Source organism: Streptomyces torulosus (assembly GCF_001419765.1).
GTDB classification, from domain to species: Bacteria; Actinomycetota; Actinomycetes; order Streptomycetales; family Streptomycetaceae; genus Streptomyces; species Streptomyces torulosus.
In genome coordinates this window covers 1-23,367 of sequence record NZ_LIRK01000037.1, presented here as the reverse complement: position 1 = coordinate 23,367, position 23,367 = coordinate 1, and the positions used below count along the sequence as shown (strand labels likewise).

The following is a 23,367-nucleotide window of genomic DNA, read 5'->3' as shown; positions in this document are numbered from 1 at the left end:
CCCCGCTCCCGGAACTCACCAAGCTCGCCGAGCACGGCACCCTGCCCGGTATCCTCCGCCAGCTCTCCGGACTCGGCGGCTGCACCCACCCGATCCGCCTCGACGGCCACCGCACCAAGTACGACATCGACACCACCACCGGCGAGATCGGCCGCGTCCTCCAGCACCTCGACTCCACCGACCTCCCGGCCGGGAACCTCCTCGTCCGCTGCAACAACCGCCGCACCACCCGCTGCGCGGCCTGCGCAGAGGTCTACCGCCGCGACACCTTCCACCTGATCACCTCCGGCCTGCGGGGCGGCAAGGGCACCCCCGAACAGGTCGGCGCACACCCGCGCGTGTTCGCGACGTTCACCGCCCCGAGCTTCGGCCCGGTCCACAACCGACCCTCCAGCGGGCGCCCCTGCCGCTGCGGCACTCACCACGACCAGGACGACGAGACACTCGGCACCCCACTCGACCCCGACACCTACGACTACGAAGCGGCCGTTCTCTGGAATGCCCACGCCGGACCACTGTGGCGGCGCTTCTCCACCTACCTCCGCCGTGAAGTCGCCAAGCGCGCCGGCCTGTCACAACGCCGCTTCCGCGAACACGCCCGCGTCTCCTTCGCCAAGGTCGCCGAGTACCAAAAGCGCGGTGCGGTCCACTTCCACGCGGTCATCCGCCTCGACGGTCCCACCGGTGGCGACACCCCGCCCCCGGCCTGGGCCACTGCCGAGCTGCTCACGGACGCCATTGGGGCAGCGGCGGCCAAGGTCCGCGTGGACGGCCCGGTCATCGACGGCCGCGCCCACGCCTTCACCTTCGGCCGTCAACTCGACGTCCGCACCATCCGCTCCGCCGACTTCAACGACGGCCAGGAACTGACCGAACGCGCGGTCGCCGCCTACATCGCTAAGTACGCCACCAAGGGCGCCGAAACCGCCACGGGAGCTCTCGACCGGCCGCTGAAGTTCGCCGCCGAACTCGCCCAACTCGACATCAGCGACCATGCCCGCCGCCTCATCCGGGCCGCTTGGGCCCTCGGCGCCCGCAAGGACCTCGAACACCTCCGCTTGCGTGCCTGGGCCCACATGTTCGGCTTCCGCGGCCACTTCTCCACCAAATCCCGCCGCTACTCCACCACCCTCGGCGCCCTCCGCGACGCCCGCGCCCAATGGCGCCGCGCTCAAGCGGCTGCCGCGTTGCCCGAGTGTGAGAACGCCACGACGTACGTCCTCGTGCACTGGGTCTTCGCCGGAACCGGCCTCACCGACACCGAAGCCTGGCTTGCCACATCCCTCGAACCCGCCCCCGGAACGGAAGGAGAGCCGACGTGGACCACCGCCGCGACGAACTCATGACTGTCCCGCAGGTCCTCGACGAACTTGGCGGCGTGTCTCGGCGGACGTTCTATCGCTGGCGCGAACTGGGCTTGGGGCCTGCGGCTTTCAAGCTCCCCAACGGTGAGCTGAGGGTGTGGCGGAGTGATTTCACGACGTGGCTACGGCAGTTGGAGGCGGCGGCATGAAGTCTCTCGACGTGAAGGTCTGGGGCGTTCGGAAGCGTGACACCAAGACGCCCTCGTACGGTGTCCGTTGGTCTGTGGCGGGCAACGTCTTCTCCGACAGCTTCCGGACCAAGGCGCTCGCCGATCACTACCGCTCGAAGCTGATGCGGGCCATGCGGGACGGCGAGGAGTTCGACAAGGAATCCGGGCTCCCGGCGTCCATGGAGCAGCAGAAAGTCACCGTGTCCTGGTACGACTTCGCTCTCAGGTATCTGGCGATGAAGTGGCCGCACGCCGCTCCGAACACACGCGATGGCATCAACGAGTCACTGACGAGCATCACCGTGGAACTCCTCGACGAGCGTGCGGGCCGACCGTCTGATGAGGCGCTCCGCAAGGCACTGCGGAACTGGGCATTCGTACTGCCGGGCCCCTCTGATCGGGAGCTCCCCGACGACGTGCGGAACGTTCTCCACTGGGTGTCCAAGGCTTCTCGACCGCTCGCTGATCTTGCTGAGCCCGCCACGGCCCGCGCTGTCCTCGACTCGCTGAAACTGAAGCTCGATGGCACGGCAGCCGCGGCGGAAACCGTGCGGCGCAAGCGTCGGACACTGGTCAACGCCGCCAACTATGCGGTCGACCTGGGAGAGCTGCGCGAGAACCCCGTCACTGCTGTCCGCTGGCAGAAACCGAAGGTCTCCAACCAGGTGGACCCGCGCGTCGTGGCCAACCCGGAGCAGGCTCGCAATCTCCTGGCGGCCGTCTCCTATGTGGGCGGATACCGGCGTGCCCGCGGCCGTCGCCTCGTGGGTCTGTTCGCCGCCATGTACTTCGGCGGCCTACGGCCGGCGGAAGCGGTCGGCCTCGTCGAAACGGACCTGTCTCTTCCTGGACAGGGCTGGGGCTCGGCCCTGCTCCACCGAACCCGCCCCTCGGTCGGCAAGCAATGGACCGACTCGGGGGAGACCCACGACGACCGCGGGCTGAAGAACCGGCCGACTGAGGACGTGAGGCGGGTGCCGATACCGCCTCACCTCGTCGCTCTGCTCCGCGAGCATCTGGCGACCTTCGGCACGGCGGACGATGGACGGCTCTTCTTCAGCGAGAAGGGCGCGGTCGTCCCGTCCTCGACGTACTACCGCGTGTGGCAGGAAGCCCGGCTCCTCGCACTCCCGCCGGCCGTCGCGTCCTCACCGCTCGCGAGCCGGCCGTACGACCTCCGTCACTCGGCGCTGTCCACGTGGCTCAACGCGGGGGTCGACCCGACCGAGGTGGCCGAACGCGCCGGCAACAGCGTTGAGGTCCTGCTGACCCGCTACGCGAAGTGCCTCGACGGACGGCAGGACGTTGCCAACCGGCGTATCGAGGACCTCCTTCGCGAATACGAGTGAGACACCCTGCATCTCATCGGGGCTCCGGGCATCTTGTCCGGAGCCTCTCTCGTTTTAGGCCTTACCTGCTGCGATGCTTCGAGCCGAGAACAGACGAGGGGGGCTCGTGGAGCTGAAGGTCACGCGCTGGAAGCGGTACGGACATGATCGCCTGTATGCGAATCTGCCCGGTGGAACCGCTGTCGGCTGGGCGGACGTGAGGACGGGGGACATCACCGTCTTAGTTAACGAGTATCGCGACGACGTGATCGCCGTGCTGACACACCACTTACGGAAGCACCCCAAGCTGGTCTTGCCGCAGGCATCTGAAGCTGAAGGCCGCCCGATGCTGCCGCCTCTGACGCCGGCAGACGACCTGTCCACCAACCGCCCCGGAGAATCCCTGCGTGACCTGCTCACCACATCCGGCCCAGGTCTCATCGAGCGGGTCCTCTCACGGCTTCTGCGGCGTCCCTCGGAGTGGCACACGTGGCGTCAGGGCCTGGCGGGGGAGAGGCGAGTAGGAGCCGAGCTGGACCGCTTGGCGCGTCGCGGATGGCGGGTCCTGCATTCCATCCCCCTGGCCAACGGCGTGGACGTCGATCACTTGCTGATTGGGCCGGGCGGGGTGTTCAGCATCAAAACGAAGCACCACCACAACAAGGCCGTATGGGTGGGCGACGATGCCGTGAAGGTCAATCACGGAAAACCGGCGCCGTACGCACGTAAGAGCCGGGCGGAGGCCAAGCGGGTAACCCGAGTACTTGAGCACTATTGCGGCTTTCCCGTACCGGTGGAGCCAGTGCTCGTCTTCGTCGGTGTGACTGATCTGAAAGTGGTCGCCACACAGCTCGACGTGCGCGTGTACCAGGAGCGTCAGGTAGCGGCACTGGCGCCGCTTTCGGGGGTGCTGACGGCTGAGCAGGTTGAGCTGGTGTACGGCGTCGCTCGTCATCGTCAGGCTTGGAGTCGGGCTTGAGCCGGCTCTCTCAGAAGGTCCCGGCCTTCCTCGCGGGAGCTGTGGGAACCCCCAAGGGTTGATCGTCGCCCGGGAGGCCTGTCAGTGGCGCCTCTTACTCTCCGCTCTTGAGTAAAGAGTTCGAATGGAGAGGGGACGCGTATGGGCGGCGACGCATGGACCCAGACCGGGCCGTATCAGCGTGATCTGGCGGCCGCGTTCCGGCAGGCTCAGGAAGACGAGCTGGCGCGGGACAACCACGGCTTCGAGGGCCAGTCTGTCGAGGAACTATGGAGCGACCCGGAGTGGCATGAGTACATCTTCACCGGTGGCACGGGAACCGTGCTGGACTTCCCTCTCATGATCGAGGCCACGAACACCGACGACGGTCCGTTCATGCGGCCGCTGACCGATGATGAGGTGCGTGCGTGGGCTCCTCACGGCCGGCCCACCTACGAGGAGTGGGACGCCGCTCTCGACTCCCAGCGGTTGGACTTCCCAGGCCGCGCCCAGGGGAACTGCACCGTGCTCTACCTCGATGGCAGGCCCGCACACATCGGCTACTGGGGGGTCACCGCCGACTAGGAGGGCACCGCTACCGACTTGCGATGTGGCCCCTGAGCCTGACCCGGGAGCCCCATCGATTTGCGGGGCTCACCTGGCGTGATGCTTCAAGATCCCGTCCACGCCTCGTCCACAGACCTCGACATACGGCCGCTCCGGGCGGCATACGGCTGCACAAACACGAAGACCCCGGCCTCAGCGTTTCCGCTGGTGACGGGGTCTTTGGGCACCTCATGCAAGGTGCCCCCGGCAGGATTCGAACCTGCGCACACGGCTCCGGAGAGATTGCGCCTATCACGCTTCGCGAACCCCCTGACCTGCGGCGGAGTCTGTCGAGAGGTACGCGAGGCCGCGCAGCGTGTCGGAGGTGTGTCGCGCGCTCGATCAACGTGCAAGCTGGCAGAGGCGTCCTGGTCCGCCGGTATCCGCCCGAAGGTCGAGGCTCTCACCGACTGTTGCCCGCGGCGCGCGAGTTAGGCGCCGGGCATACGTCCGAAACCAAGACTGTCTCTGCGCACGCGTCAACTGCACTCATCGCCCCTGGTAGCGACTGACTCATAGTGCTTACGTCGTTTCCGGATGCTCCAAGCCACCACAGCAGCGACAAGAGCCACCAAGAGCCCACCGACAAACTCCGGCACAGATGCAATCAGCAGGTCCTGAACGCTGGTGCTCTGGCCGGAGCAGGTGTCGCTGAGCGATGGTGCAAAGCTGTCTACGTACATAAGAATCGTTGCCCTCCTCTGTCTAGTTGCGGCAAACCTTGGTTCCCATCAGCCGCAGACGAGACAATGTGGCTGGGGATGCCGTGTCCCCAACTGGCGCAGGGGCGACCAGGGGCAACCTGGTGTGGGGCACAGCACTTCGGGCGCCTGAACAGGGACGGAGAACCGTGTCCCGGAGGCGTCCCTGGGACACTCCTGGGACACCTTGGGACCGCAGTATCGGAGGGCAAGAGGGCGTGACAGGGGAAGCAGGGCGCGGGCCTGAACCTGATGACACACTTGGACAGTTCCTGCAATCTCAAGCCGATATGGCGAGCCTGAGCGCACGTGACATCTCGGAGCGTTTCCAAGAACTTGCCAGCCAAGAGCAGTCGCGGATAGAAGACGGAGTGGCCATACCAGCCGATCCGGTAAGCAGGATGAGTTTCTCTAAGTCGCACCTTGACCGGCTGTATAAGGGCTCCTCGTCTCTTCCCTCCAAGCGCTTCCTGAGGATTTTCCTTGGTATAACCAGTCGCGCTGCCGGCATCCATCCCGAGCATCACCGCGAGTTATGTCAACGAGCGGAAGATCTGCTGATGTCCGAGCACCGTAACCGCCACAACAACCGTGCGAAAGATCCCACCTCGACGTCAGTACCTGCCGAGGCGGTTGTGGCCACCCTCCAGATGCAGCTTGAACTGGAACGAGCCAAACGTGCCGAAGACAGATTGCGTTGGGCGCTGAGTGATACTCAGGTGTTGATGGGGACACTGCTGCAGATTATTAACGCGCTGCGGGACATCATCACAGATATAGACACGCAACTCGTTCGAGGGCCAAATGGGCCAGATGTGCAGGAGGTGGCGAAGCGGCAACGAAGCCAAGCGCAGTCGTACAAGGTGGATGCGGAAGTGCAGTTTGACCGTGCCAATCAGCGAAGGCGCTTGTTGGAAACCCTTTGGGATCAAGCACATGGAAATCTGCAGCGTTTGGCTTTGCATGCTGAAGTTACGGATATCCCCTCGCTTCCCGACGGCCTAGCCTTGCCGTCTCAGCTACTGGGGGAAGACTTCCAAAGTCGGCCTGCGCTAGTGGACATTGGAACTGCCCTAGGAAAAGCTCAAGAGCATAACGACGCAGAAGAGCAGAGCACACTCGACCTACAGCACACAATCATGGCCGATACGCCGCTACAGCCAGATGATGAGGTGGCTATTTTGGTGGCGGCCACTCGGCTCACGGATGACAGAACCCGCGGCACGGCTCTCCGTACACTCCTCAAGAATTGGCCCCGGCATCCCGAAACCCGCGATGCTCTCGTGCGGCTAGCCCATGACGAACAGTCGGATATCCGGCTCACCACAGCACGGAGTCTGGCGGAAGGGTGGGCAGGCGAGGCTGTAGCTCGCGATGCTCTTGTCGTCCTGACTCGCGACAGCGGCGCGAGTGTCCGGGAGACAGCGGTACTGGGGTTGGCGGAAGGGTGGGCAGGCGAGGTTGCAGCTCGCGATGCTCTTGTCGTCCTGACTCGCGACAGCGGCGCGAGTGTCCGGGAGACAGCGGTACTGGGGTTGGCGGAAGGGTGGGCAGGCGACGTCGTAGCCCGCGATGCTCTCGTCGCTCTAGCCCACGATGACGACGTGTACGTTCGGATGACCGTGGCAGAGAGCCTGGTTAATGGCTGGCTGAACGATGCCATCGCTCGTACCGCCCTTCACACGCTGAACCGTGACGCTTCGCTAAGCGTGCGCTGGGCAGCATGGCAGGGGATCGCAAAACATGAAGATTTCGGCGGTGGCAGGCCACAGCAGACAGATCAAAGCAGCAATCTCCTTCTCGCGGTGCGAGTTCCTCGTGACCATGGAGCGCCTGAGTCTATCCCTGTAATTGACAGGTTGCGTCGAGGCATCGACTTCGACTCGGGCGTCACTATCCTCTGGGGCAGCAATGGCGCGGGAAAAACAATCTTGCTCAATGCTTTGGCGTTGTTGGGGCCGCTTCGAGTGATTTCGGACTCACCGCTTCGCGCTGGTCCTGCTGTCGTAAGTCGCCAGTTGGCGCAGAATCTTGAGGTGGTCTGGAATGAGGATCGCACTCCAGAAGGCATTTATCACCTGACAGATTTTGACTTCGAACGTCAGGGGCGAAATCATGGAGCTTCCGGCTTGGAAAATTGGATCGAGCGGTGGTTCTCTCTCATAGAGGAAAAGAAAGGGCCGAATCGACTTTTTCTTCTCGATGAACCTGCAGCATATCTTGATCGCGAGGCGCGCAAAATCATGTTTGAGCAGCTAAACCAACTCGTAAATCAGGGCTGCCAGGTAATCATTGCAAGTGTACTGAACGACTGGCTTGAGATGCCCACGGCGCGAGTGGTCCGTATTGACAGGCGTGCATTAAGGAAGTTCCGCCACTGATGCCTTCCAGTTTCCCCATAGTGGCTACATGCGCTCGGAACGAGCGATGACGACAGCCCCGTGAGGTGAAGTGGGTCTGGTGGCATTGTGGCCACTCGGGGCGTTACGACGGCAGAATATTCCCCACGAGTGGATTCGGAAGTCGCTCCGCTCCTACGCCCATGGGAGTTCGGCTTCGCCGACGGCTGTAACACCCACTAGCCGGGTGTTACAGCCGACTTGACCGGACAACCCGGACGCTCGCACTTTGAGCTGTCCGGGCTGTTTGTGCAGGTCACAGGCCTAACCGGACAGCCGGACACGTGGGACACTGCTGTGCGTCGATGTGGTGCCGGGCCCGATGGCACTCTTGACAACGAGCAATGGGGTGGAGAACGAGAGGAGCCGAAGTGCCGGAGGCCAGTCCGCGCGGAACCTACCTGGTCATTGCGGAGGCGCTGCGAAACAAGATCGCAGAAGGGGAGGGCGTCGGCGCCCTTCCGTCAGAGGCTGAGTTCATGGAGGCGCACGGCGTCTCCCGCAACACGATCCGCCGTGCCCTCAAGGTTCTCGAAGCCGACGGTCTTGTTGAGTCTGCTCCCGGGATTGGGTGGCGCGTCGCTCGGGGTGGCGACCGTCGATCTCTCACGGAACGGATGACCCAGGTGATCACAGAGGACTCGCTCTCAGTGGGCGATACGTACCCGTCCGAAGCGAAGCTCTGCGAGCGGTTCGGCGCCTCTCGTACCGCGGTGCGTCGTGTCCTTGCCCAGATGGAGGGAAACGGCCTGCTCGCCACCGTTCATGGCAAGGGGCGAACGGTGCGCGCTCTCCCAACCCCCACTGCCCGGCCTTAGTCTTGGCCGCCATGGGACTGTCTGAGTGGGCGTACTCGCTCTCCGAATCGCTGCTGTCCGATCCGCTCCCGCGTCGGTGGGCGCACTCGCTGGGGGTCGCCAAGCGTGCTCGCTCCTTGGGCCCGATCATGGACGACGATGCCGAGTTGTTGGAAGCTGCCGCAGTGCTGCATGACATCGGATATTCGCCGATGATCGCGACAACCGGCTTTCACCCGCTGGACGGCGCGCGGTTCCTCCGAGACCAGGAGAAGGCCGACGAGCGGGTCGTGCGCCTCGTGGCTCACCACTCCTGCGCCTTGCTGGAAGCTGAGGAGCGCGGACTGAGGAAGGAGCTTGAGGGGGAGTTCGAGCTTGAGCGGCCGGACCTGGTCGATGCCCTGCTGTACTGCGACATGACGACGACGCCCGGCGGGACTCAGACCACGCCGGCCGAGCGGCTGGACGAGATCGTGCAGCGGTACGGCCCGGACACGATCGTTGGGCGGTTCATTCAGCGCGCGGCGCCCGAGATCCATGCAGCGTCGAAGCGTGTTGAGGGCCGGTTGGCGCAGGTCTCTGCCGACGATCAGCCGATGTAGGGCTCTCGCCGCGAGTCGTCGAGACCTTGGCGGATGCGCAGCATCATCGACGGGTGGATGTCCAGTCCGTCAAGGTCCGCTGGGTCAACCCAGCGGACCTCTTTTGACTCGCTGCTCGTACGTAGGGAACCCCCGATGGGGTGGGCCCGGAAGCAGATGGAGAACTGCTGCCGGACCTCCCCGTCGTCGTACGCCAGCACGTGTTCAGGGTCGGTGTAAAGCCCCACGATGCTGTCTACTTCAACGTCAATGCCGGTTTCTTCCGCAACCTCACGGACGACGGTGTCACTGATGCGCTCGCCGATGTCGTGGCCGCCGCCGGGCAGTGCCCACCGATCGTTGTCCGTCTTGTGGATAAGCAGCAACCGCCCCGCGTCGTCTCGGACGACTGCGGTGACCGAGGGCACCACCGAGTTGGCCCGAGGGGCGTTCGGGTCGCGGAAGTAGTCGATGCGGCTCATTAGGCAGTGCCTTCCCAATCGGCAGGTGACGAGATCGGGCGGGCCGATTCCCAGACCTTCTCAACGCTCTCCGCGTAGGCGTCGAAGAGTTCTCCGCCGGGCACGCGTCGCAAGTGCAGTACGGGGGCCATGTAGGCGCCGACGCCGTAGAGGTGCCCGTTCGCCAGCATCTCGTCATCGGCCCGGTAGATCGAGTTGTAGAGGGTCGTACCGTGCAGCCTGAACTCCACCCTGGGGAGGCCGAAGAGCGGACCGTAGTTGATGAGGGCGTTCCGAATCTTGCCCGCCATCGCCGCGCCGATCCCCTCGTCCTCGCCGCGCACCGCCACTGCAGGCGACGTGGGCTCTCCCAACATGAAGCGGATGGGCACTCCGTCGGCTGACTTCTCCTTCACGATGCGGTGGAACGTTGCGTCTTCCGTGAGCCAGAACCCGGAGTACACCAACAGATCGAACTGATGGGTCGCCTTGGAGTAGAGGTTCGTCCAGAGGGTTTGCATCACGACAGACCGGTGCGGATAGAGCCTCACCAACTCCGCGTTGCCGGAGGCTGTGACCTCCGCTGATGTGCGTTCGTCCGGCCAGAGGTACGACACTTCGCACCGCAGTAGAGAGGCCGTCGCGTACTGGAAGCGGCGATATGGCTTGCGCTCAGGCTCGTTGATCCATCGTTCGACCGTCTTGGACGCTACCCCGAGTCGTTCGGCGACTTCATCGAGCGTCAGGCCCAAGTCCACTATCGCGCCGCGCAGTCGCTCGTTCGCCACGTCCAACCTCCCACTGGTCAGGACGACTTGGTACGACTTCACGCTAGCTAAGAACGACTCAAGTCGTACAGCTGCGAAGTCGAGCGTCGTCGATACCGGCGCCAGTCTGTAGGTGCATCGAGCGCGAGGGGCTCGCAGCACTCAAACAGCCGAAGGGCTTGACGGGACGAACTCCCCTCTGCAAGATGAGGAACATGTAATACATGTTCTTCAGGGCTGATGGGGTTTCCGAACTCCGTACCGCCTTGACCGTGCACATGTCCGACCGGCGGGACTCCCCAGCAAGGTCGCCCGCCGCCGGACATCTCCCTGCCCCATCGACTGAGGAGAACGTCCATGCGCACGTACATCGGCCAGCAACAGGCCATCTCTGCTGAAGACTTCGTGGAACTCGCCCTGGGAACGCCGGTTGAGCTGTGGCTCGGGGCCGAGGGCGAGACGGACGAAGAGCGCGCGGCCCGCCTGGACGCGGCGCGCGACATCCTCGCCGACCCGGAGTTCAGCAACCTGCCGGACGACGTTGCCCGTATCGCCGCTGAGGTGATCGAGGCGCACGCGCCGGAGCTGTTCAACGTCGTCCCCCTGGTACGCCCGGCCGGGTTCCGTCGGATCTCCCGTAAGGGGGCTGCGGCATGAGCACCCCGGAGACGAAGCTGACGGCCGCGCACGCTGAGGTGAAGGCCGAGATCGCGAGGACCGACAACAAGACCGCCCTGTTGCTGGCGTTCGTCGGCGCGGTGCTGGCCGGGGCCTGGACGGTCGCCAAGGACATGCCGCTGAACACCGCTTCCTATGTGGTGGGCGGCGCGGGCATGGCGCTGTTGGTCGCTGCGGCGGGTCTGCTGCTGCGGTCGGTGCGCCCGAACCTGCGCGGTCGGCACGGCTTCCCGCTGTGGGCGACGCTCACGGCTGAGGAGATCACCGCCCAGCTGCGTGAGGACCGTCTCGGCGCGGACATCGCGGGTCTGTCCCGCCTCGCGGTGGCCAAGTTCAGGGGTCTGCGCCGTGCGGTTGACCTCATCTGCGCAGGTGGTGCGCTGCTCATCGTCGCGGCCCTGATCGTGGCTGGGGGTGCGGCATGACGACGACGCAGAGCATTGAGCGTCCGGCGGTGCCGCCGCTGACGAAGCCGGAGATGGGGCTCGCCGGACTGGGGGCGCTCGCCGCGGCCGGGGTCGGGGCCCTGGGCCTGATCGCCTCCTTCGACGCGGTCTCCTCTGCTGCCGCCCGGTGGGGTTTCGGTGAGCCGTGGATGTTGCCGGTCGGCATCGACGTGGCCATTCCGGTGTTCACCGTGGCCAACCTGCTGTTGATCCGGATGGACATGGCGCTTGCGTGGGTGCGGTTCGTGCCCTGGGCTCTGACGCTGATCACATGCGGGCTGAACGTCGCCGCCGGTGAGTCGCTGTGGGCGAAGGTCGCGCACGGCACGATGCCGCTGCTGTGGGTGGTGTTCTCGGAGATCGGCGCCCACATCTACGCCGTGCGGATCGGTGCCGCGACCGGCCGGCGGATGGAGAAGGTGCGGTTTTCCCGCTGGATGCTGGCCCCGCTGTCGACGTTCGCCCTGTGGCGCCGGATGACGCTGTGGGAGATCACCTCCTACTCCGAGGCGCTGAAGCGGGAGCGTGAGCGGCAGTTGGCCCGCGCTCGGCTCCGTGAGGAGCACGGCCGGCGGTGGCGGTCGAAGACCCCGCGCCCGGAACGCGTGCTGCTGAAGCTCGGCGAGCTGGCCCCGGCGACCGAGGACGTTCCGCCCGTGCCGCCGACGGAGACGGAGAAGCCGAAGCCTGAGGCGCCCAAGCCGCCGCGCAAGCGCCCGGCCAGCACCAAGAGCAAGACGACGAAGGCGCCACGGACCCCGGCGGAACTGCTCACAGAGGCACGCCAGGCTACGGCCGACTGGACGGACGACGCGATCAACGCGGAAGCCATCCGCACCACGCTGCACTGCTCAGCGGCCAACTCCCGAGTCCTGCGTGACCTGCTGCTGAACGAGCGGGCCGAGGGGCGTCGCCTGCACTCCGTCGACGGCGGCGACGAGGGCACCGAGGGGGCGGCGGCATGAACACCCTGCTGACCATGCTGGCCGCGGCGGCTCCGGTCGCCACGGGATGGACGGCCCACACACTGTGGCTGCGGCGGCGCCTGAACGTCGCCCGCCGAGACCCGCTGACCGGCCTGCGGACGCGCGAAGCATTCACCCGCCGCGCCTCTGGCCTGTTGAGGGACCCGCGGGCGGTCGTGGTGCTAGCCGACGTCGACAAGTTCAAGCAGATCAACGACACCTTCGGACACGCGGCCGGGGACGCGCTGTTGAAGGCGACTGCGGACCGGCTCGCACATCACGTCGGCCGGTCCGGGGTGGCCGGGCGGCTCGGGGGCGATGAGTTCGCCGCCGTCCTGATCGACGACCACGGCACCGCCGGAGACGTGCTCGCCGTACTGCACGGCGTGCTCGCCCGCCCGGTCGACAGCCAGGACCCCGCCGTACACACCACGGTCTCCCTTGGCTGGGCGCGTGCGGCCGACTTCCCCGACGACGACCTGTCCGCGCTGCTGCGCCGTGCGGATGAGGCCATGTACGCGGCCAAGCAGGCTCGCGCCGGCACCCGTCGGGCGGGGCTGGGGCGGCTGTTCGCCACCGTGACCGGGCGGCGCGCGGGCCGCGCCGGTGCCCGCGCGGATGCTCCGGTCGTGGGGGTGGCGGCATGAACCGGCCCCGTCTGCTGGATCTCTTTTCCTGCGCTGGCGGCGCTGCGGCCGGCTACCACAGTGCTGGGTTCGCCGTGGACGGCGTGGACATCGCCGACCGGCCTAACTACCCCTTCCCTTACCAGCGTGGTGACGCCCTCGAATACCTCGCAGGGCTGATCAGCTCCGGCCGCATCCGCCGGTACGCGTTCGTGCACGCCTCACCGCCCTGCCAGGGCAAGTGCGCGCTCACCGTGGGTACGAACCGGTCCCAGGGCTGGGGAGGCTCACACGGCGACCTGGTGGCGCCCACGCGGGAGTTGTTGGAGGCCACGGGTCTGCCGTACGTGATCGAGCAACCCAATGGGCGGGCAGAGATCCGTAAGGACTTGTTCCTGTGCGGCGAGATGTTCGGACTCGGGGTGCTGCGCCACCGCAACTTCGAATTGGGTCGCTGGACGGTGGCCCAGCTGGCTCACCCACGCCACCGGGGCTACGTGCGTGGCTACCGTCACGGCGTCTACCGCGACGGCCCGTACGTGGCCGCGTACGGCAACGGTGGGGGCAAGGCCACAGTCCCGGAGATGCAGCACGCGATGGGCATCACGTGGACCGACGTCCGCGAGGAACTCACCGAGGCCATCCCTCCCGCCTACAGCGAGTGGATCGGTTGCCGCTTCCTCGCTGCCGCAGGGCAGTACGGGGTGGTGGCTGCCTGATGTCCGCCTACGCCAAGTGCTTCGACCCGCACGGCACTCGGTTCGGCATCCCCACGTTCCCGTGGCGGTTCGCTCCGGATGGCTACGCCACCCGCCGACAGCTGCGCGAGAAGGGGCTGCGGCCGGGTGGACAGCCGGTCGCCGCGCAGGTGATGCGCCGCCACCGGGGCCGCAAGTCCGGCGTTCAGGTCGCCTACCTCTACCGCATCGACTGCGCGAAGCCGGTCCGGCCGATGACCTCGCGCAAGTGGGGCGCGCTCGCCCTGGCGATGCTCGCCCGCCGCACCTGCCCGCAGTGCCGGCTGACCTACAGCTACTGCATCCCGACCTCGCTCGGCGTGTGCGTCCCCTGCGCCTACCCCGAAGAACAGCGCGCCGCATAACCCGCGTTCGTACGGGGCCCGGTCTCAACCGACCAAAGCAGCGGCCGGGCCCCGCATCCCTCCCGAAAGAAGGAACCCCAAGTGAAGCACCCCGACGACGACAACGAACTCTTCAACCGACTCGAAGCCGAGATGGGCACCGACTCCAAGGGCGACGTGGTCGACCTAGACAAGGCCCGGTCGGCCCGCACCGAGTCGACCGACGGCACCCCCGACCGGTCGGCCGACTCGAAGCCGACCGAGTCGGCCCACTCGGAGACGGGGGAGTCGGACGACTCCGGCCCGACTCTGGTCGACCGCCCGGCGCCCACTCGGTCGGGCCCCGGTCTCATCGACCGCATCCGCGACTCCAAGCGGCTGGACATCATCCCGGTGTGGATGAAGTCGGGCCCGGAGTTCAAGGACGCGATGGGCTGGCTGGCCGGGCACGTGGGACACACCATCGCCTTCCACGCGATCCGCGTGCCGTTCCTGTACGTGCCCAAACTCATCTGGCGCTCCCCGAGCGGCCTGGTCAACGCCCTGGGCCGGATCGGCCGTTGGGCGGTCGACGCGGAAGGTGAGCCGCTGCGGCAGGCAGAGGCGCGCCGCGAGAACTCCGAGCTATACCTGAAGCTGTCCCGGCAGCGGGACCGCCGGGTACGCCTGAGGATGCTCCTCACGTTCCTTGGCGGACTGTTCGCCGTGGTGGTGGGCCTGTTCCTGGTGTTCGGGGCGGAGCTGATGACGCAGGTCATCGCCGCTGCGGTAGCCGTGCTGACGCTGGGCTGGCTGGGTGCGCCGGCGGATGCGCCGCTGGCCACCCGCGCGGTCATCAAGACCGAGGTGCAGAAGCTCACCAGCGACATCGTGATCAAGGCCATGGCGTCCATCGGCATCGGGCAGATCGCATCCGCGGTCGCCAAGGGCCAGGACGGCATCCGGTTCGTCGCCCCGATCACCCGCGAGGGTCCGGGCTGGCGCGCTGACATCGACCTGCCGTTGGGCGTGACGGTCGCGGACGTTGCCGACCGGCGTGCCCGGCTCGCCTCCGGCCTGCGCCGCCCGCTGGGTTGCGTATGGCCGGACGCCGACCCCAACGAGCACGAGGGACGGCTCATCCTGTGGGTCGGTGACCGGGACCTGTCCAAGACTGGCACCGTGAAGTGGGCGCTCGCGAACGTCCGCAAGCACGACATCTTCAAGCGCGTCCCGTTCGGCATCGACCCGCGCGGCCGGGCCCAGTCGGTACCGATGATCCAGCACAACATCTTGGTCGGCTCGCTGCCCGGCCAGGGCAAGACCGCCTCCGTGCGCGTGCTGGCCTGCGGCGCCGCGCTGGACCCGAGCGTGGAACTGTGGCTGCACGAAAACAAGGGCACCGGTGACTTGGACTCCCTCGAATGCGTCAGTCACCGGTTCGTCTCCGGCATCGACGACGACTCGATCCGGTACGCGGCCGACTCCCTGAAGCTGCTGCGCGAGGAAGTCATGCGGCGCGCGGCTGCGATCAAGAAGCTGCCGCGGGATCTGTGCCCGGACAAGCGCGTCACCCGCGCCATTGCCGACAAGCGCTCGCTGAAGCTGTGGCCGCTGGTCGGTGTGTTCGACGAATGCCAGAACCTGTTCGCGCACCCCAAGTACGGCAAGCAGGCTGGTGACGATGCGGAGTTCATCATCAAGCTCGGTCGTGCCCTGGGTGTGATCCTCGTGCTGGCTACGCAGCGCCCCGACAAGGACTCGCTTCCGACGGGCATTAGCGGCAACGTCTCCATCCGCTTCGCCCTCAAGGTCGCCGGACAGGTCGAGAACGACATGATCCTTGGTACGAGTGCGTACAAGAACGGCGTGCGCGCCACGTCGTTCCGCCCGGAGATCGACGCCGGTAACGGCTACCTCGCCGGAGCGACCGCGCTGCCGGTCGTGGTGCGCACCGCCTACCTGGACGACCCGGCCACCAACGCCATCGCCCAACGTGCCCACGCCCTGCGCAAGGCCGAAGGCACGCTGTCCGGGCACGCCCTCGGGGAGGACACCGAGAGGACGTCGGGCCCGTCGTACGACCTGCTCGCCGACGTGGCCGCGGTCGTGCCGCCGACGGAGAAGCGCGTATGGAACGAGCGGATCGCCGCCCGGCTCGCCGAACTGCGCCCCGAGGTCTACGGCGGCTGGAAGGGCGAGAACGTCACCAGCGCACTCAAGCCGCACGGCATCAAGACCACCGGCGTGGCCGGAACGACCGACGACGGCGAGCGCACCACCCGCCGCGGCATCGTCCGCGACGACCTCACAAAGACGATTGCGGAACGTGACGAAAACCGAGGTGCCGCCTAGCCCGCCGGGCCGCTACCGGTAGCGGGCTCACCTGCTACCGGTAGCACCCTCGCTAGCACCCCGCATAGCGCCTGATCTGCAACCTAGCGCATAGCACCCCACCTGCGAAAACCCTGGAAAGCCCGAGAAAGGGCCCTCGATGACCCTCATCGCCCTTGCTATCGCCTGCCTGATGTTCGTCACACTCGGTTACGGCTCTCTGTGTGCGGCCAGTCCGTTCGGGACCTGCCGCAAGTGCAACGGCTTTGGCTTCGCCGCCACCACCGACCGCAAGGGACGCCCCAAGCGCGGCAAGAGCTGCCGCCGCTGCAAGGCCACCGGCAAGCGCATACGCGCCGGGCGCTGGATTTTCAACCGCGCCCAGCGGATCTACCGCGAAGGCACCAACTGACCACCCGTCCACCCACTCGAAGGAGGTTCCGCCCGTGGCCGTCACCGTCTCGTTCGTTGCCCTGTTCGGACTCGTCCTGTTCTTCCTCCTGCGCTCCAAGTCCCTTGGCTACGGCGCCGCGTTCACCACCGCCGGGTTCGGCTTCTTCCTCGCTTCCACCGGCGCATCCGGCCCCATCAACCAGCTCGCCGCCGCCGTCATCGCCGCCATCCAGAGTCTCTGAGGAGTCCGGCCATGAACGAACAGATCATCGCCCGGCACTGGCTCGCCATCATCGCGCCCAAGGCGGCGCCCGCCATCGCCACGTCCACCGTGCTCATCCTGGCCCGCATCTGGAACGCCAACGGCGCCGAACACTCCCTCGGCAACGCCGTGCTCATGACCGTGCTGTCCCTGGGAGCCGCGGCGGCCGGCGCCTGTGCCTCGCTCGGCCGGTCCGGTGACGGCGTGCTCGCCGGGACCGCGTTCGCCGCCTCCGGCGGGCTCGCCCTGGCCGGAGTCGCCGGATACTCCGACGGGCTGTCCCTGCCCCTGCTGCTGTGGGCGCTCACCACCGCTGTCGCCTACGGGCTCGCCGCCCGGTACTGGCGCACCGACCGGCGTGAGCGCGTGGCGTACGAGCGGCACGTGAGCGACCGCCGCGAGGAACGCGCCCACATCGAACGCGTCGAAACTCTCCGCGCCACCACACAGATCGAGGTGGCTCGCAGCGGCGCCGCCTACGCCGAACAGCTCGCCTCCGCTCTGGTCACGCGTGCCACCCTCCCCGGCTTCGACCCTGCTGCCCTGGCAGCCGCCGGACTCCCCGAACTCCCCTCCACCACCGCCAAGGAGCACTGACCCATGGACGACTTCGACCCCTACGACTGCGACCTGTGCAACCCCGTCGACTGCAGCGAGCCGTACGAGCACCCGCACTGCTGCGGCTGCGGCGCCGATGGCAGCAGCGAACGCCCCAAGTGCACCTGCGACTAGAACCCGAGAGGAACCCCATGTTCGAGATCCGCGTCATCAGCGACCCGGCCGACACGGACCGCGTTGCCAACGCACTCCGCGCGACGTTCGCCACCGGTTCCGTACGCCACTCCTACACCCGCGACCGCAAGCGGAACATCCTGTATGTCACCGCCGACCACCGCTCCGAGCCGGAGGATGGGCTCGCACCGGAAGAGGCGTACGCGCTCGCCCCGAGCATCATCAGCGAGATTGGGTGGACAGCCCGTACCGCGGCCGACAGGCCGATCTACGACGGTCTGAACCGGCAGTTCTGGCTCCGCAAGGCCGCGCTGTTGGACCGGATCGCGCTGAGCGATGAACCCGACAGCGTCGCCAACGACGCGGCCGACCTCGCGACCCGAGCTGCGCAGCGACTGATGGAGCTGGACGACACGGCCGTTATCTGCGACCCGCGCCACTACGTCCGGCAGCAGTACGCCGCTTGGGCCAAGAACAAGTAACAACGCCGCGGCGGCGGGACTCCCCAGCAAGGTCGCCCGCCGCCGCGGTTCTCCCTGCCCATCCGAAGACAGAACAGGAGATCCCCAGCATGCCGTACCCGGACGGCTCTGCCCAGCTCACCGCCGCGCTTGACGCGGCGTCGCGCGACTGGCACGTCTTCCCCCTCCGGCCCGGAGACAAGCGTCCCGCCATCTCCGCGTGGGAACAGCGCGCCACCACCGACCCGGACCGCATCACCCGGTGTTGGACGCACGCTCCCTACAACGTCGGTATCGCCACCGGCCCCTCCGGTCTGGTTGTCATCGACCTGGACAGGCCCAAGCACCCCGGCGACACCCCGCCGGCGGACTGGGCCGCGCACGCGGTCGCCGAGGGCGCCGACGTGCTCGCCGTGCTCTGCGCGCGCCACGGCCAGCCGTTCCCCGGCAACACCCACACGGTCCGGACATGGAGCGGCGGCACGCACATGTACTTCGCCGCACCCGAGGGTGAGCCCCTGCGCAACACCGCCGGGGACAGCGCCCGCGGGCTGGGCTGGAAGGTCGACACGCGCGCTGTTGGCGGACTTGTCGTCGGCGCGGGCAGCACCTTTGACGGGCACCCCTACAAGGTCGTCCACAACGTCCCTGTGGCGCCGCTGCCGGACTGGCTCGCCGAACTGCTGCGTCCGGCTCCGCTGCCTCCGCAACGACCGGTCACGGTCGCCCTCGGAGGTCACGGGAGGCGCACGGCGTTCCTGAACGCCGCAGTCAACGGCGAGTTGGCCCGCGTCACCAATTCCGGTGAGAACGAACACAACACCAGCCTCTACCTCGCCTCTGTCGCCCTCGGACAGCTTGTAGCCGGGGGAGAGCTGAGCGAGGCCGACGTGACCGGCTGGCTCCTGTCCGCCGGGCTTCGGGTCGGACAGGGCGAGCGCGAGGCACAGCGCACCATCGCCTCCGGCCTGCGCGCCGGAGCACGACGCCCCCGGACGGTCGCAGCATGAGCGCCAATCCCATCCCGCCCCTGCACCTGTACTCCGTGCCCAGCGACTCCGAGCCGGCACGCCCGGCGCCGCCCAAGCGGGAGCGCCCGCGCACCGCATGGACCGCCGATCAGCTCATGGCCGCCCACTTCCCCGAGCCCAAGTGGGCCGTGCCCGGCATCCTCGCCGAAGGAGTCAGCGTGCTCGCCGGACCGCCCAAGGTCGGCAAGTCCTGGCTCTCCCTCGGACTGGGCCTGTCCGTCGCGGCCGGAGGCACGGCGTTCGACTCCGTGCCCGTACAGAGCGGACCCGTGCTCTACCTCGCCCTCGAAGACACCCCGCGCCGACTCCAGACCCGCATGGGCAAGCTCTTGGGCGGACAGTCAGCCCCCGCCGGGCTCACCCTGGTCACCGAATGCCCGCCCTTCCCCCAAGGCGGCATGGAAGCCATCGCCCAGTGGTTGGAGCGCAACCCCGACGCGCGCATGGTCGTCATCGACGTGTTCGCCAAGATGCGCGGGAACGCGCCACAAGGGGTATCGGCATACGACGCGGACTATGTCGCCGTCGGCTACGCCAAACGGCTCGCCGACCACTACGGCGTTGCCGTTGTCCTCGTGCACCACGTGCGCAAGGCAGCCTCCGAGGACTTCCTCACCGAGGTCTCCGGCACCAACGGAATCGCCGGAGCCGCTGACGCCACGCTCGTACTGAAGCGAGCCCGCGGACAGGCCGACGGGATCCTGCACGTCACCGGCCGCGATGTCGACGAAGCCGAGTACGCCCTCAGCTTCCAACCCGCCTCCGGCGCCTGGCACCTGTTGGACGGACCGGTCACCGACCACACCGTCAGCGACACCCGCGCCACGATCCTGCGCTACGTCCGCGCCCACCCCGGCGCCAAGCCCAAGGACATGGCGGGTGAACTGCCGAACGTCGACCTCGACACGATCCGCCGCACCTGCAACCGCATGGCCGACGCCGGACAGCTCACCAAGGACCCCGGCGGCCGGTACTACCCGGACACCGAGACCCGGACGGAGAGCGCCCAAGAGGTGTCCGCACTGTCCGGCTGTCCGGTTACCCCCTCTGACCAGCACGAACACCCCGGACAGTCGGAATTGGAGCTGTCCGACCTGTCCGGTGCGGACGAAGGCGAAGGGATGGCGGGATGAGCGCCCGTACGCAGGACGAAAAGATGACTGTCCAAGAGGTCATCTCTGATCTGAAGGTTGCCCCGTCGACCTTTTACCGGTGGCGCCAACTTGGTAAGGGACCCCGCTCGATCAAGCTTCCCAACGGCGACGTACGGATCCGGCGGTCGGAATACGAGCGTTGGCTTGCGGAGCGGGAGGACGCTGCGTGAGCACCGAGAACGCCACCCCGGCCGGGAGCCCTCGCGGGTCCGCCCGGCCGGGCTACTCCTTCGACGTCAAGCTCTGGAAGGTGTCGAAGACCGGGCGGAAGTCGCGCCCGTGGCGCCTGCGGTGGGTGGTCGCCGGACAGGTGTACAGCGACACGTTCACCACGGCCGCCCTCGCGGAGAGTCGGCGGTCGGAACTGTGGCAGGCCATGAACCGGCGCGGCGAGGCGTTCGAGATCACATCCGGGCTACCGGAGTCCGAAGTGCGCGCGGCAGAGGAAGCAGCCGAAGCAGCGCAGGCCGACCCGCCATTGAAGTGGTTCGAGTTCTGCCGAAAGTACGTGGCCGGGCGGTGGCGTACGAGCGCGGCCAAGACCCGTGAGGGCCTGGCGGATGGACTCGCCGCCGTGACCCTCGCCATGGTCAGGCGCGGGAAGGACGCTCCCGCGGATGAGCACCTGCGGTTGGCGCTCCGGTGGGGGATCGTGCCCGCGAACGAGGGGGAGGAGCCCCCGGCCGAACTCAAGACAGCGTATGACTGGCTCACCATGGAGGACCGGCCGGTCGTCGACATGCTCGGCACTGATGTTTTCGAAGACGTGCTCTACCGCCTCAGCTACAAACTAGACGGCACCCCAGCGGCGGGCGACACCTACAAGCGCCGGCGCCGCGCTCTCAACACCGCCCTCGAACACGCCGTGGTCGCGGGGGAGCTCCCGGAGAACCCGCTACAGCGCGTCCGCCGGAAGCAAGTCGGCTCCAACGACGTCGTAGACCGGCGCATACTTGTGAACGCAGTGCAGGCCCGTCAGTTGCTCAACGCCGTTTCCTACATCGGCTCGTGGGACCGCTGCCGTGGACGGCGTTTGGTAGCTTTCTATGCGGTCTTGTACTACGCAGGCCTCCGCCCCGCCGAAGCGGTCGGACTCCGATGGTCGGACTGCCACCTGGCGGAGACGGGCTGGGGCACGCTGACACTGCGGGAGACGCGCCCGGTTTCCGGCAAGCAGTGGACCGACTCCGGTGAGCGGCACGACCGCAGGGGCCTAAAGGCGCGCGAGGCGACCAGCGACAGGCCGGTCCCGATCCCGCCGGTCTTGGTCGACATCCTTCGGGTGCACCTGAAGGAGTTCGGGTCTGCCAAAGAAGGGCGCGTGTTCGGCAACGAGCGCGGGGGAGTGGTCGGCTCATCCACCTACTGGCGGGTGTGGGAGGAGGCGCGTAAGTATGCGCTCCCACCCGAACGCGTCGACTCGCCCTTGGCCGGACGCCCTTACGACCTGCGGCACGCATGTATCACGCGGTGGTTGAACGCCGGGGTGCCCATCGCTGAAGTGGCCCGGAGAGTCGGTAACTCCCCAGAGGTCATCCACCGCCGGTATCACGGCTGTGTGGACGGCCACGAGGAAGTCGCGAATCGAAAGATTATGAAAGACCTGGAAGGGGAGGGTGACATTAATTAGTCACCTCGAAAGCGTGAGGGTCCTGAGCGGTGGTGCCTTATCGCACCCCGTTAGGAAGGCCGGTCAGGACTCCTCAGAATCTCCTTCACCTTCGGATCTTCCGAATTTAAGGCTGATTCCACGCCTCCGAGCGAAGGCGCCTATCGCGTGTACGGTGTCGAGGTTATATCTCGCACCCCGAGGCATGATGGCCACTGCTTGGCCTGGCCTAAGTATGCGAAGCTCGATGGGTCTGCCAAGTTCTTCTATGATTCGTTCGGAAATTTCCTTCATTGCTGCATCATGGGCAGCGCGATTTCGAGGCCCTTCCCAAGGGGTTCGGAGTTCCTCCCAAGGAAGAGCGGTGAAAGCTCGCTCGCCTGGGTTGCTGGTAGATGGCGGGAAGAGCCTGGCTGCTTCGAGGCTGTCGATACGTCGTTGATTCTGCCGCGCCAGGCCAATCAGCTCATCCAACTTATCTTCGGCTGAACGGCCTTCATCGGGTGGCGCGGGCTCGGACACCGAGGGTGTTTCTTGAACTTCCCGTAAAGCCTCCATGAGCTCGGGCCATAGACGATGGAAATTCCTTTGCAGTTGATTTAGGGGGATGTTTGATTCCGGGCAGGTCTCCCAAATCGACTCTGCTAGTTTGAGCATATCCTTCTTCATGAAGAGCTCGGTGTACTGGAACTCTCGCAGAGGTCCCTGAAGGTCTGAACCAGGCAGGTCGATGAGGACGGGGAACACGCGAGATTTATCGACCTGCTTGGATATGGAGCCGGCCTCGAAGTTCAACCACGGTGCGTTTTGGTTGGCTCGATTGACGCAAATAATTCCATGGCTGGTTCCTTCGAGTTCGCGAGCTATTACAGCCAGGCCTCTTTCTCCTTTGGCGATGTCCAGAGAGGAGACGAAGGGGTCCAGTGCGTGGATCATGTCCTTGAGCCAGTCTCGAAGGGATTCAGCTACAGTTTGGGCATGAGGTGTTGACCAGCTAATGAACATTTTCATGATGAGTACCTCTGCCGCAGCGTAAATTCACCTGCTAAAAATGCTAAGACGTGCAGTGCTTGCGAGCCAGTCGGGATGGATGTGGTCGGTCCTCTGGTGATCCCCGAGGACGTGTTGTCGAGGGGTGCTAGTGCCGCGACAGGCAACGTTTGCCCCGTCGCGACGCCCGGCACGCACTCTCGCCGCACCGGGCACAAGCCCAAGTACATCCAGTACGAGGACTTGCGCCCGGCACGCCGAGAGCACGCACCGGACGCCGCTCCTTGACGGGCAAACGTTGCCTGCCGCGGCACTAGCGCTGGCAACCAGGATGAGCAACCCGACTGTGTCGGAGGTGTGTCGCGAACACTGAGAGAGAACGAGAAAGAGCGGGAGTCAGTGAGACTGACTCCCGCTCTCGCATCTAGGCATCCGCCCAGCTCAGCGCCTGATTCTTGCTGGCTGTGTGGCGAGTGCCCCCGGCAGGATTCGAA

27 protein-coding genes are annotated in these 23,367 nt (G+C 66.4%); 24 read left to right on the top strand and 3 right to left on the bottom strand.

The genetic code is table 11. The features are described 5' to 3' along the window. Positions 1–41 precede the first annotated feature (41 nt). The 8 genes from AOK23_RS03750 to AOK23_RS03720 all read left to right on the top strand — a co-directional run bounded on the left by AOK23_RS03750 (position 42) and on the right by AOK23_RS03720 (position 8,925). Positions 42–1,346 carry a replication initiator gene (locus AOK23_RS03750; protein ID WP_079049272.1) on the top strand — a complete coding sequence of 435 codons (1,305 nt, stop codon included), beginning with the start codon at positions 42–44 and terminating at the stop codon, positions 1,344–1,346. Next, a complete protein-coding gene (locus AOK23_RS03745) occupies positions 1,343–1,513 on the top strand; it encodes a helix-turn-helix transcriptional regulator (protein WP_055711333.1) in 171 nt (56 codons plus the stop codon). The genes AOK23_RS03750 and AOK23_RS03745 overlap by 4 nt, the downstream gene beginning before the upstream one ends. After that, on the top strand, positions 1,510–2,883 hold the full coding sequence (locus AOK23_RS03740; protein WP_055711317.1) for a tyrosine-type recombinase/integrase: 1,374 nt from the start codon (positions 1,510–1,512) through the stop codon (positions 2,881–2,883). The genes AOK23_RS03745 and AOK23_RS03740 overlap by 4 nt, the downstream gene beginning before the upstream one ends. 73 nt (positions 2,884–2,956) lie before the next feature. Further along, positions 2,957–3,841, top strand: coding sequence for a nuclease-related domain-containing protein (locus AOK23_RS03735; protein ID WP_055711316.1), 885 nt, complete (start codon positions 2,957–2,959; stop codon positions 3,839–3,841). Between the two features lie 141 nt (positions 3,842–3,982). Further along, positions 3,983–4,405: a hypothetical protein gene (locus tag AOK23_RS03730; RefSeq protein ID WP_055711315.1), complete on the top strand. Its 423-nt coding sequence runs from the start codon at positions 3,983–3,985 to the stop codon at positions 4,403–4,405. A gap of 1,012 nt (positions 4,406–5,417) precedes the next feature. Further along, a complete protein-coding gene (locus AOK23_RS46540; protein WP_107102720.1) occupies positions 5,418–7,508 on the top strand; it encodes a HEAT repeat domain-containing protein in 2,091 nt (696 codons plus the stop codon). Positions 7,509–7,897: 389 nt separating this feature from the next. Further along, on the top strand, positions 7,898–8,344 hold the full coding sequence (locus AOK23_RS03725; RefSeq protein WP_055711314.1) for a GntR family transcriptional regulator: 447 nt from the start codon (positions 7,898–7,900) through the stop codon (positions 8,342–8,344). An 11-nt stretch (positions 8,345–8,355) separates the two neighbouring features. After that, positions 8,356–8,925, top strand: coding sequence for an HD domain-containing protein (locus tag AOK23_RS03720; protein ID WP_206336106.1), 570 nt, complete (start codon positions 8,356–8,358; stop codon positions 8,923–8,925). On the opposite strand, the gene AOK23_RS03715 is transcribed toward AOK23_RS03720, so the two are convergent. Then, entirely contained in the window at positions 8,913–9,386 is a 474-nt protein-coding gene (locus AOK23_RS03715; RefSeq protein WP_055711312.1) for an NUDIX domain-containing protein, read from the bottom strand. The genes AOK23_RS03720 and AOK23_RS03715 overlap by 13 nt on opposite strands. Then, positions 9,386–10,153: a helix-turn-helix domain-containing protein gene (locus AOK23_RS03710; RefSeq protein WP_055711332.1), complete on the bottom strand. Its 768-nt coding sequence runs from the start codon at positions 10,151–10,153 to the stop codon at positions 9,386–9,388. Before AOK23_RS03710 ends, AOK23_RS03715 begins: the two co-directional genes overlap by 1 nt. 336 nt (positions 10,154–10,489) lie before the next feature. On the opposite strand from AOK23_RS03710, the gene AOK23_RS03705 reads away from it, so the two are divergent. The 16 genes from AOK23_RS03705 to AOK23_RS03635 all read left to right on the top strand — a co-directional run bounded on the left by AOK23_RS03705 (position 10,490) and on the right by AOK23_RS03635 (position 21,904). Then, positions 10,490–10,789, top strand: coding sequence for a hypothetical protein (locus AOK23_RS03705; protein WP_055711311.1), 300 nt, complete (start codon positions 10,490–10,492; stop codon positions 10,787–10,789). Continuing rightward, complete coding sequence (locus AOK23_RS03700; RefSeq protein ID WP_055711310.1) at positions 10,786–11,235, top strand: Pycsar system effector family protein; 450 nt, start codon at positions 10,786–10,788, stop codon at positions 11,233–11,235. The genes AOK23_RS03705 and AOK23_RS03700 overlap by 4 nt, the downstream gene beginning before the upstream one ends. After that, complete coding sequence (locus tag AOK23_RS03695) at positions 11,232–12,221, top strand: DUF2637 domain-containing protein (RefSeq protein ID WP_055711309.1); 990 nt, start codon at positions 11,232–11,234, stop codon at positions 12,219–12,221. The genes AOK23_RS03700 and AOK23_RS03695 overlap by 4 nt, the downstream gene beginning before the upstream one ends. Further along, positions 12,218–12,868 carry a GGDEF domain-containing protein gene (locus AOK23_RS03690; RefSeq protein WP_055711308.1) on the top strand — a complete coding sequence of 217 codons (651 nt, stop codon included), beginning with the start codon at positions 12,218–12,220 and terminating at the stop codon, positions 12,866–12,868. Before AOK23_RS03695 ends, AOK23_RS03690 begins: the two co-directional genes overlap by 4 nt. Continuing rightward, positions 12,865–13,566 (top strand): DNA cytosine methyltransferase, encoded by a 702-nt coding sequence (locus AOK23_RS03685; protein WP_055711307.1) that lies wholly within the window; start codon positions 12,865–12,867, stop codon positions 13,564–13,566. Before AOK23_RS03690 ends, AOK23_RS03685 begins: the two co-directional genes overlap by 4 nt. Continuing rightward, positions 13,566–13,949 (top strand): RRQRL motif-containing zinc-binding protein, encoded by a 384-nt coding sequence (locus AOK23_RS03680; protein ID WP_055711306.1) that lies wholly within the window; start codon positions 13,566–13,568, stop codon positions 13,947–13,949. The genes AOK23_RS03685 and AOK23_RS03680 overlap by 1 nt, the downstream gene beginning before the upstream one ends. Positions 13,950–14,030: 81 nt before the next feature. Further along, on the top strand, positions 14,031–16,262 hold the full coding sequence (locus tag AOK23_RS03675) for a P-loop NTPase family protein (RefSeq protein ID WP_055711305.1): 2,232 nt from the start codon (positions 14,031–14,033) through the stop codon (positions 16,260–16,262). A 139-nt stretch (positions 16,263–16,401) separates the two neighbouring features. Beyond that, on the top strand, positions 16,402–16,653 hold the full coding sequence (locus AOK23_RS03670; RefSeq protein ID WP_055711304.1) for a hypothetical protein: 252 nt from the start codon (positions 16,402–16,404) through the stop codon (positions 16,651–16,653). Between the two features lie 34 nt (positions 16,654–16,687). Then, complete coding sequence (locus AOK23_RS03665; RefSeq protein WP_055711303.1) at positions 16,688–16,876, top strand: hypothetical protein; 189 nt, start codon at positions 16,688–16,690, stop codon at positions 16,874–16,876. Positions 16,877–16,887: 11 nt separating this feature from the next. Beyond that, the gene (locus tag AOK23_RS03660) at positions 16,888–17,493 is read left to right on the top strand and encodes a hypothetical protein (protein WP_055711302.1); all 606 of its coding nucleotides are present in this window, start codon (positions 16,888–16,890) and stop codon (positions 17,491–17,493) included. Positions 17,494–17,496: 3 nt separating this feature from the next. Then, entirely contained in the window at positions 17,497–17,628 is a 132-nt protein-coding gene (locus tag AOK23_RS51340) for a hypothetical protein (protein WP_276205708.1), read from the top strand. A gap of 17 nt (positions 17,629–17,645) precedes the next feature. Continuing rightward, positions 17,646–18,110, top strand: a complete 465-nt coding sequence (locus AOK23_RS03655) for a hypothetical protein (protein ID WP_055711301.1) — start codon at positions 17,646–17,648, stop codon at positions 18,108–18,110. An 89-nt stretch (positions 18,111–18,199) separates the two neighbouring features. Then, a complete protein-coding gene (locus tag AOK23_RS03650; protein ID WP_055711300.1) occupies positions 18,200–19,099 on the top strand; it encodes a bifunctional DNA primase/polymerase in 900 nt (299 codons plus the stop codon). Further along, positions 19,096–20,253 (top strand): AAA family ATPase, encoded by a 1,158-nt coding sequence (locus tag AOK23_RS03645; RefSeq protein ID WP_055711299.1) that lies wholly within the window; start codon positions 19,096–19,098, stop codon positions 20,251–20,253. Before AOK23_RS03650 ends, AOK23_RS03645 begins: the two co-directional genes overlap by 4 nt. Next, positions 20,250–20,444, top strand: a complete 195-nt coding sequence (locus AOK23_RS03640) for a helix-turn-helix transcriptional regulator (RefSeq protein WP_055711298.1) — start codon at positions 20,250–20,252, stop codon at positions 20,442–20,444. Before AOK23_RS03645 ends, AOK23_RS03640 begins: the two co-directional genes overlap by 4 nt. Then, the gene (locus AOK23_RS03635) at positions 20,441–21,904 is read left to right on the top strand and encodes a tyrosine-type recombinase/integrase (protein ID WP_206336105.1); all 1,464 of its coding nucleotides are present in this window, start codon (positions 20,441–20,443) and stop codon (positions 21,902–21,904) included. The genes AOK23_RS03640 and AOK23_RS03635 overlap by 4 nt, the downstream gene beginning before the upstream one ends. 63 nt (positions 21,905–21,967) lie before the next feature. On the opposite strand, the gene AOK23_RS44435 is transcribed toward AOK23_RS03635, so the two are convergent. Next, positions 21,968–22,894 carry a TIR domain-containing protein gene (locus AOK23_RS44435; RefSeq protein WP_079049271.1) on the bottom strand — a complete coding sequence of 309 codons (927 nt, stop codon included), beginning with the start codon at positions 22,892–22,894 and terminating at the stop codon, positions 21,968–21,970. Positions 22,895–23,367 lie beyond the last annotated feature (473 nt).

Coding starts and splice junctions, on each gene's coding strand:
- AOK23_RS03745 (WP_055711333.1), top strand. CDS start 1,343: ATGACTGTCCCGCAGGTCCTCGACGAACTTGGCGGCGTGTCTCGGCGG.
- AOK23_RS03740 (WP_055711317.1), top strand. CDS start 1,510: ATGAAGTCTCTCGACGTGAAGGTCTGGGGCGTTCGGAAGCGTGACACC.
- AOK23_RS03735 (WP_055711316.1), top strand. CDS start 2,957: ATGCTTCGAGCCGAGAACAGACGAGGGGGGCTCGTGGAGCTGAAGGTC.
- AOK23_RS03730 (WP_055711315.1), top strand. CDS start 3,983: ATGGGCGGCGACGCATGGACCCAGACCGGGCCGTATCAGCGTGATCTG.
- AOK23_RS46540 (WP_107102720.1), top strand. CDS start 5,418: ATGGCGAGCCTGAGCGCACGTGACATCTCGGAGCGTTTCCAAGAACTT.
- AOK23_RS03720 (WP_206336106.1), top strand. CDS start 8,356: ATGGGACTGTCTGAGTGGGCGTACTCGCTCTCCGAATCGCTGCTGTCC.
- AOK23_RS03715 (WP_055711312.1), bottom strand. CDS start 9,386: ATGAGCCGCATCGACTACTTCCGCGACCCGAACGCCCCTCGGGCCAAC.
- AOK23_RS03705 (WP_055711311.1), top strand. CDS start 10,490: ATGCGCACGTACATCGGCCAGCAACAGGCCATCTCTGCTGAAGACTTC.
- AOK23_RS03700 (WP_055711310.1), top strand. CDS start 10,786: ATGAGCACCCCGGAGACGAAGCTGACGGCCGCGCACGCTGAGGTGAAG.
- AOK23_RS03695 (WP_055711309.1), top strand. CDS start 11,232: ATGACGACGACGCAGAGCATTGAGCGTCCGGCGGTGCCGCCGCTGACG.
- AOK23_RS03690 (WP_055711308.1), top strand. CDS start 12,218: ATGAACACCCTGCTGACCATGCTGGCCGCGGCGGCTCCGGTCGCCACG.
- AOK23_RS03685 (WP_055711307.1), top strand. CDS start 12,865: ATGAACCGGCCCCGTCTGCTGGATCTCTTTTCCTGCGCTGGCGGCGCT.
- AOK23_RS03680 (WP_055711306.1), top strand. CDS start 13,566: ATGTCCGCCTACGCCAAGTGCTTCGACCCGCACGGCACTCGGTTCGGC.
- AOK23_RS03670 (WP_055711304.1), top strand. CDS start 16,402: ATGACCCTCATCGCCCTTGCTATCGCCTGCCTGATGTTCGTCACACTC.
- AOK23_RS03660 (WP_055711302.1), top strand. CDS start 16,888: ATGAACGAACAGATCATCGCCCGGCACTGGCTCGCCATCATCGCGCCC.
- AOK23_RS51340 (WP_276205708.1), top strand. CDS start 17,497: ATGGACGACTTCGACCCCTACGACTGCGACCTGTGCAACCCCGTCGAC.
- AOK23_RS03655 (WP_055711301.1), top strand. CDS start 17,646: ATGTTCGAGATCCGCGTCATCAGCGACCCGGCCGACACGGACCGCGTT.
- AOK23_RS03650 (WP_055711300.1), top strand. CDS start 18,200: ATGCCGTACCCGGACGGCTCTGCCCAGCTCACCGCCGCGCTTGACGCG.
- AOK23_RS03645 (WP_055711299.1), top strand. CDS start 19,096: ATGAGCGCCAATCCCATCCCGCCCCTGCACCTGTACTCCGTGCCCAGC.
- AOK23_RS03640 (WP_055711298.1), top strand. CDS start 20,250: ATGAGCGCCCGTACGCAGGACGAAAAGATGACTGTCCAAGAGGTCATC.
- AOK23_RS44435 (WP_079049271.1), bottom strand. CDS start 22,894: ATGAAAATGTTCATTAGCTGGTCAACACCTCATGCCCAAACTGTAGCT.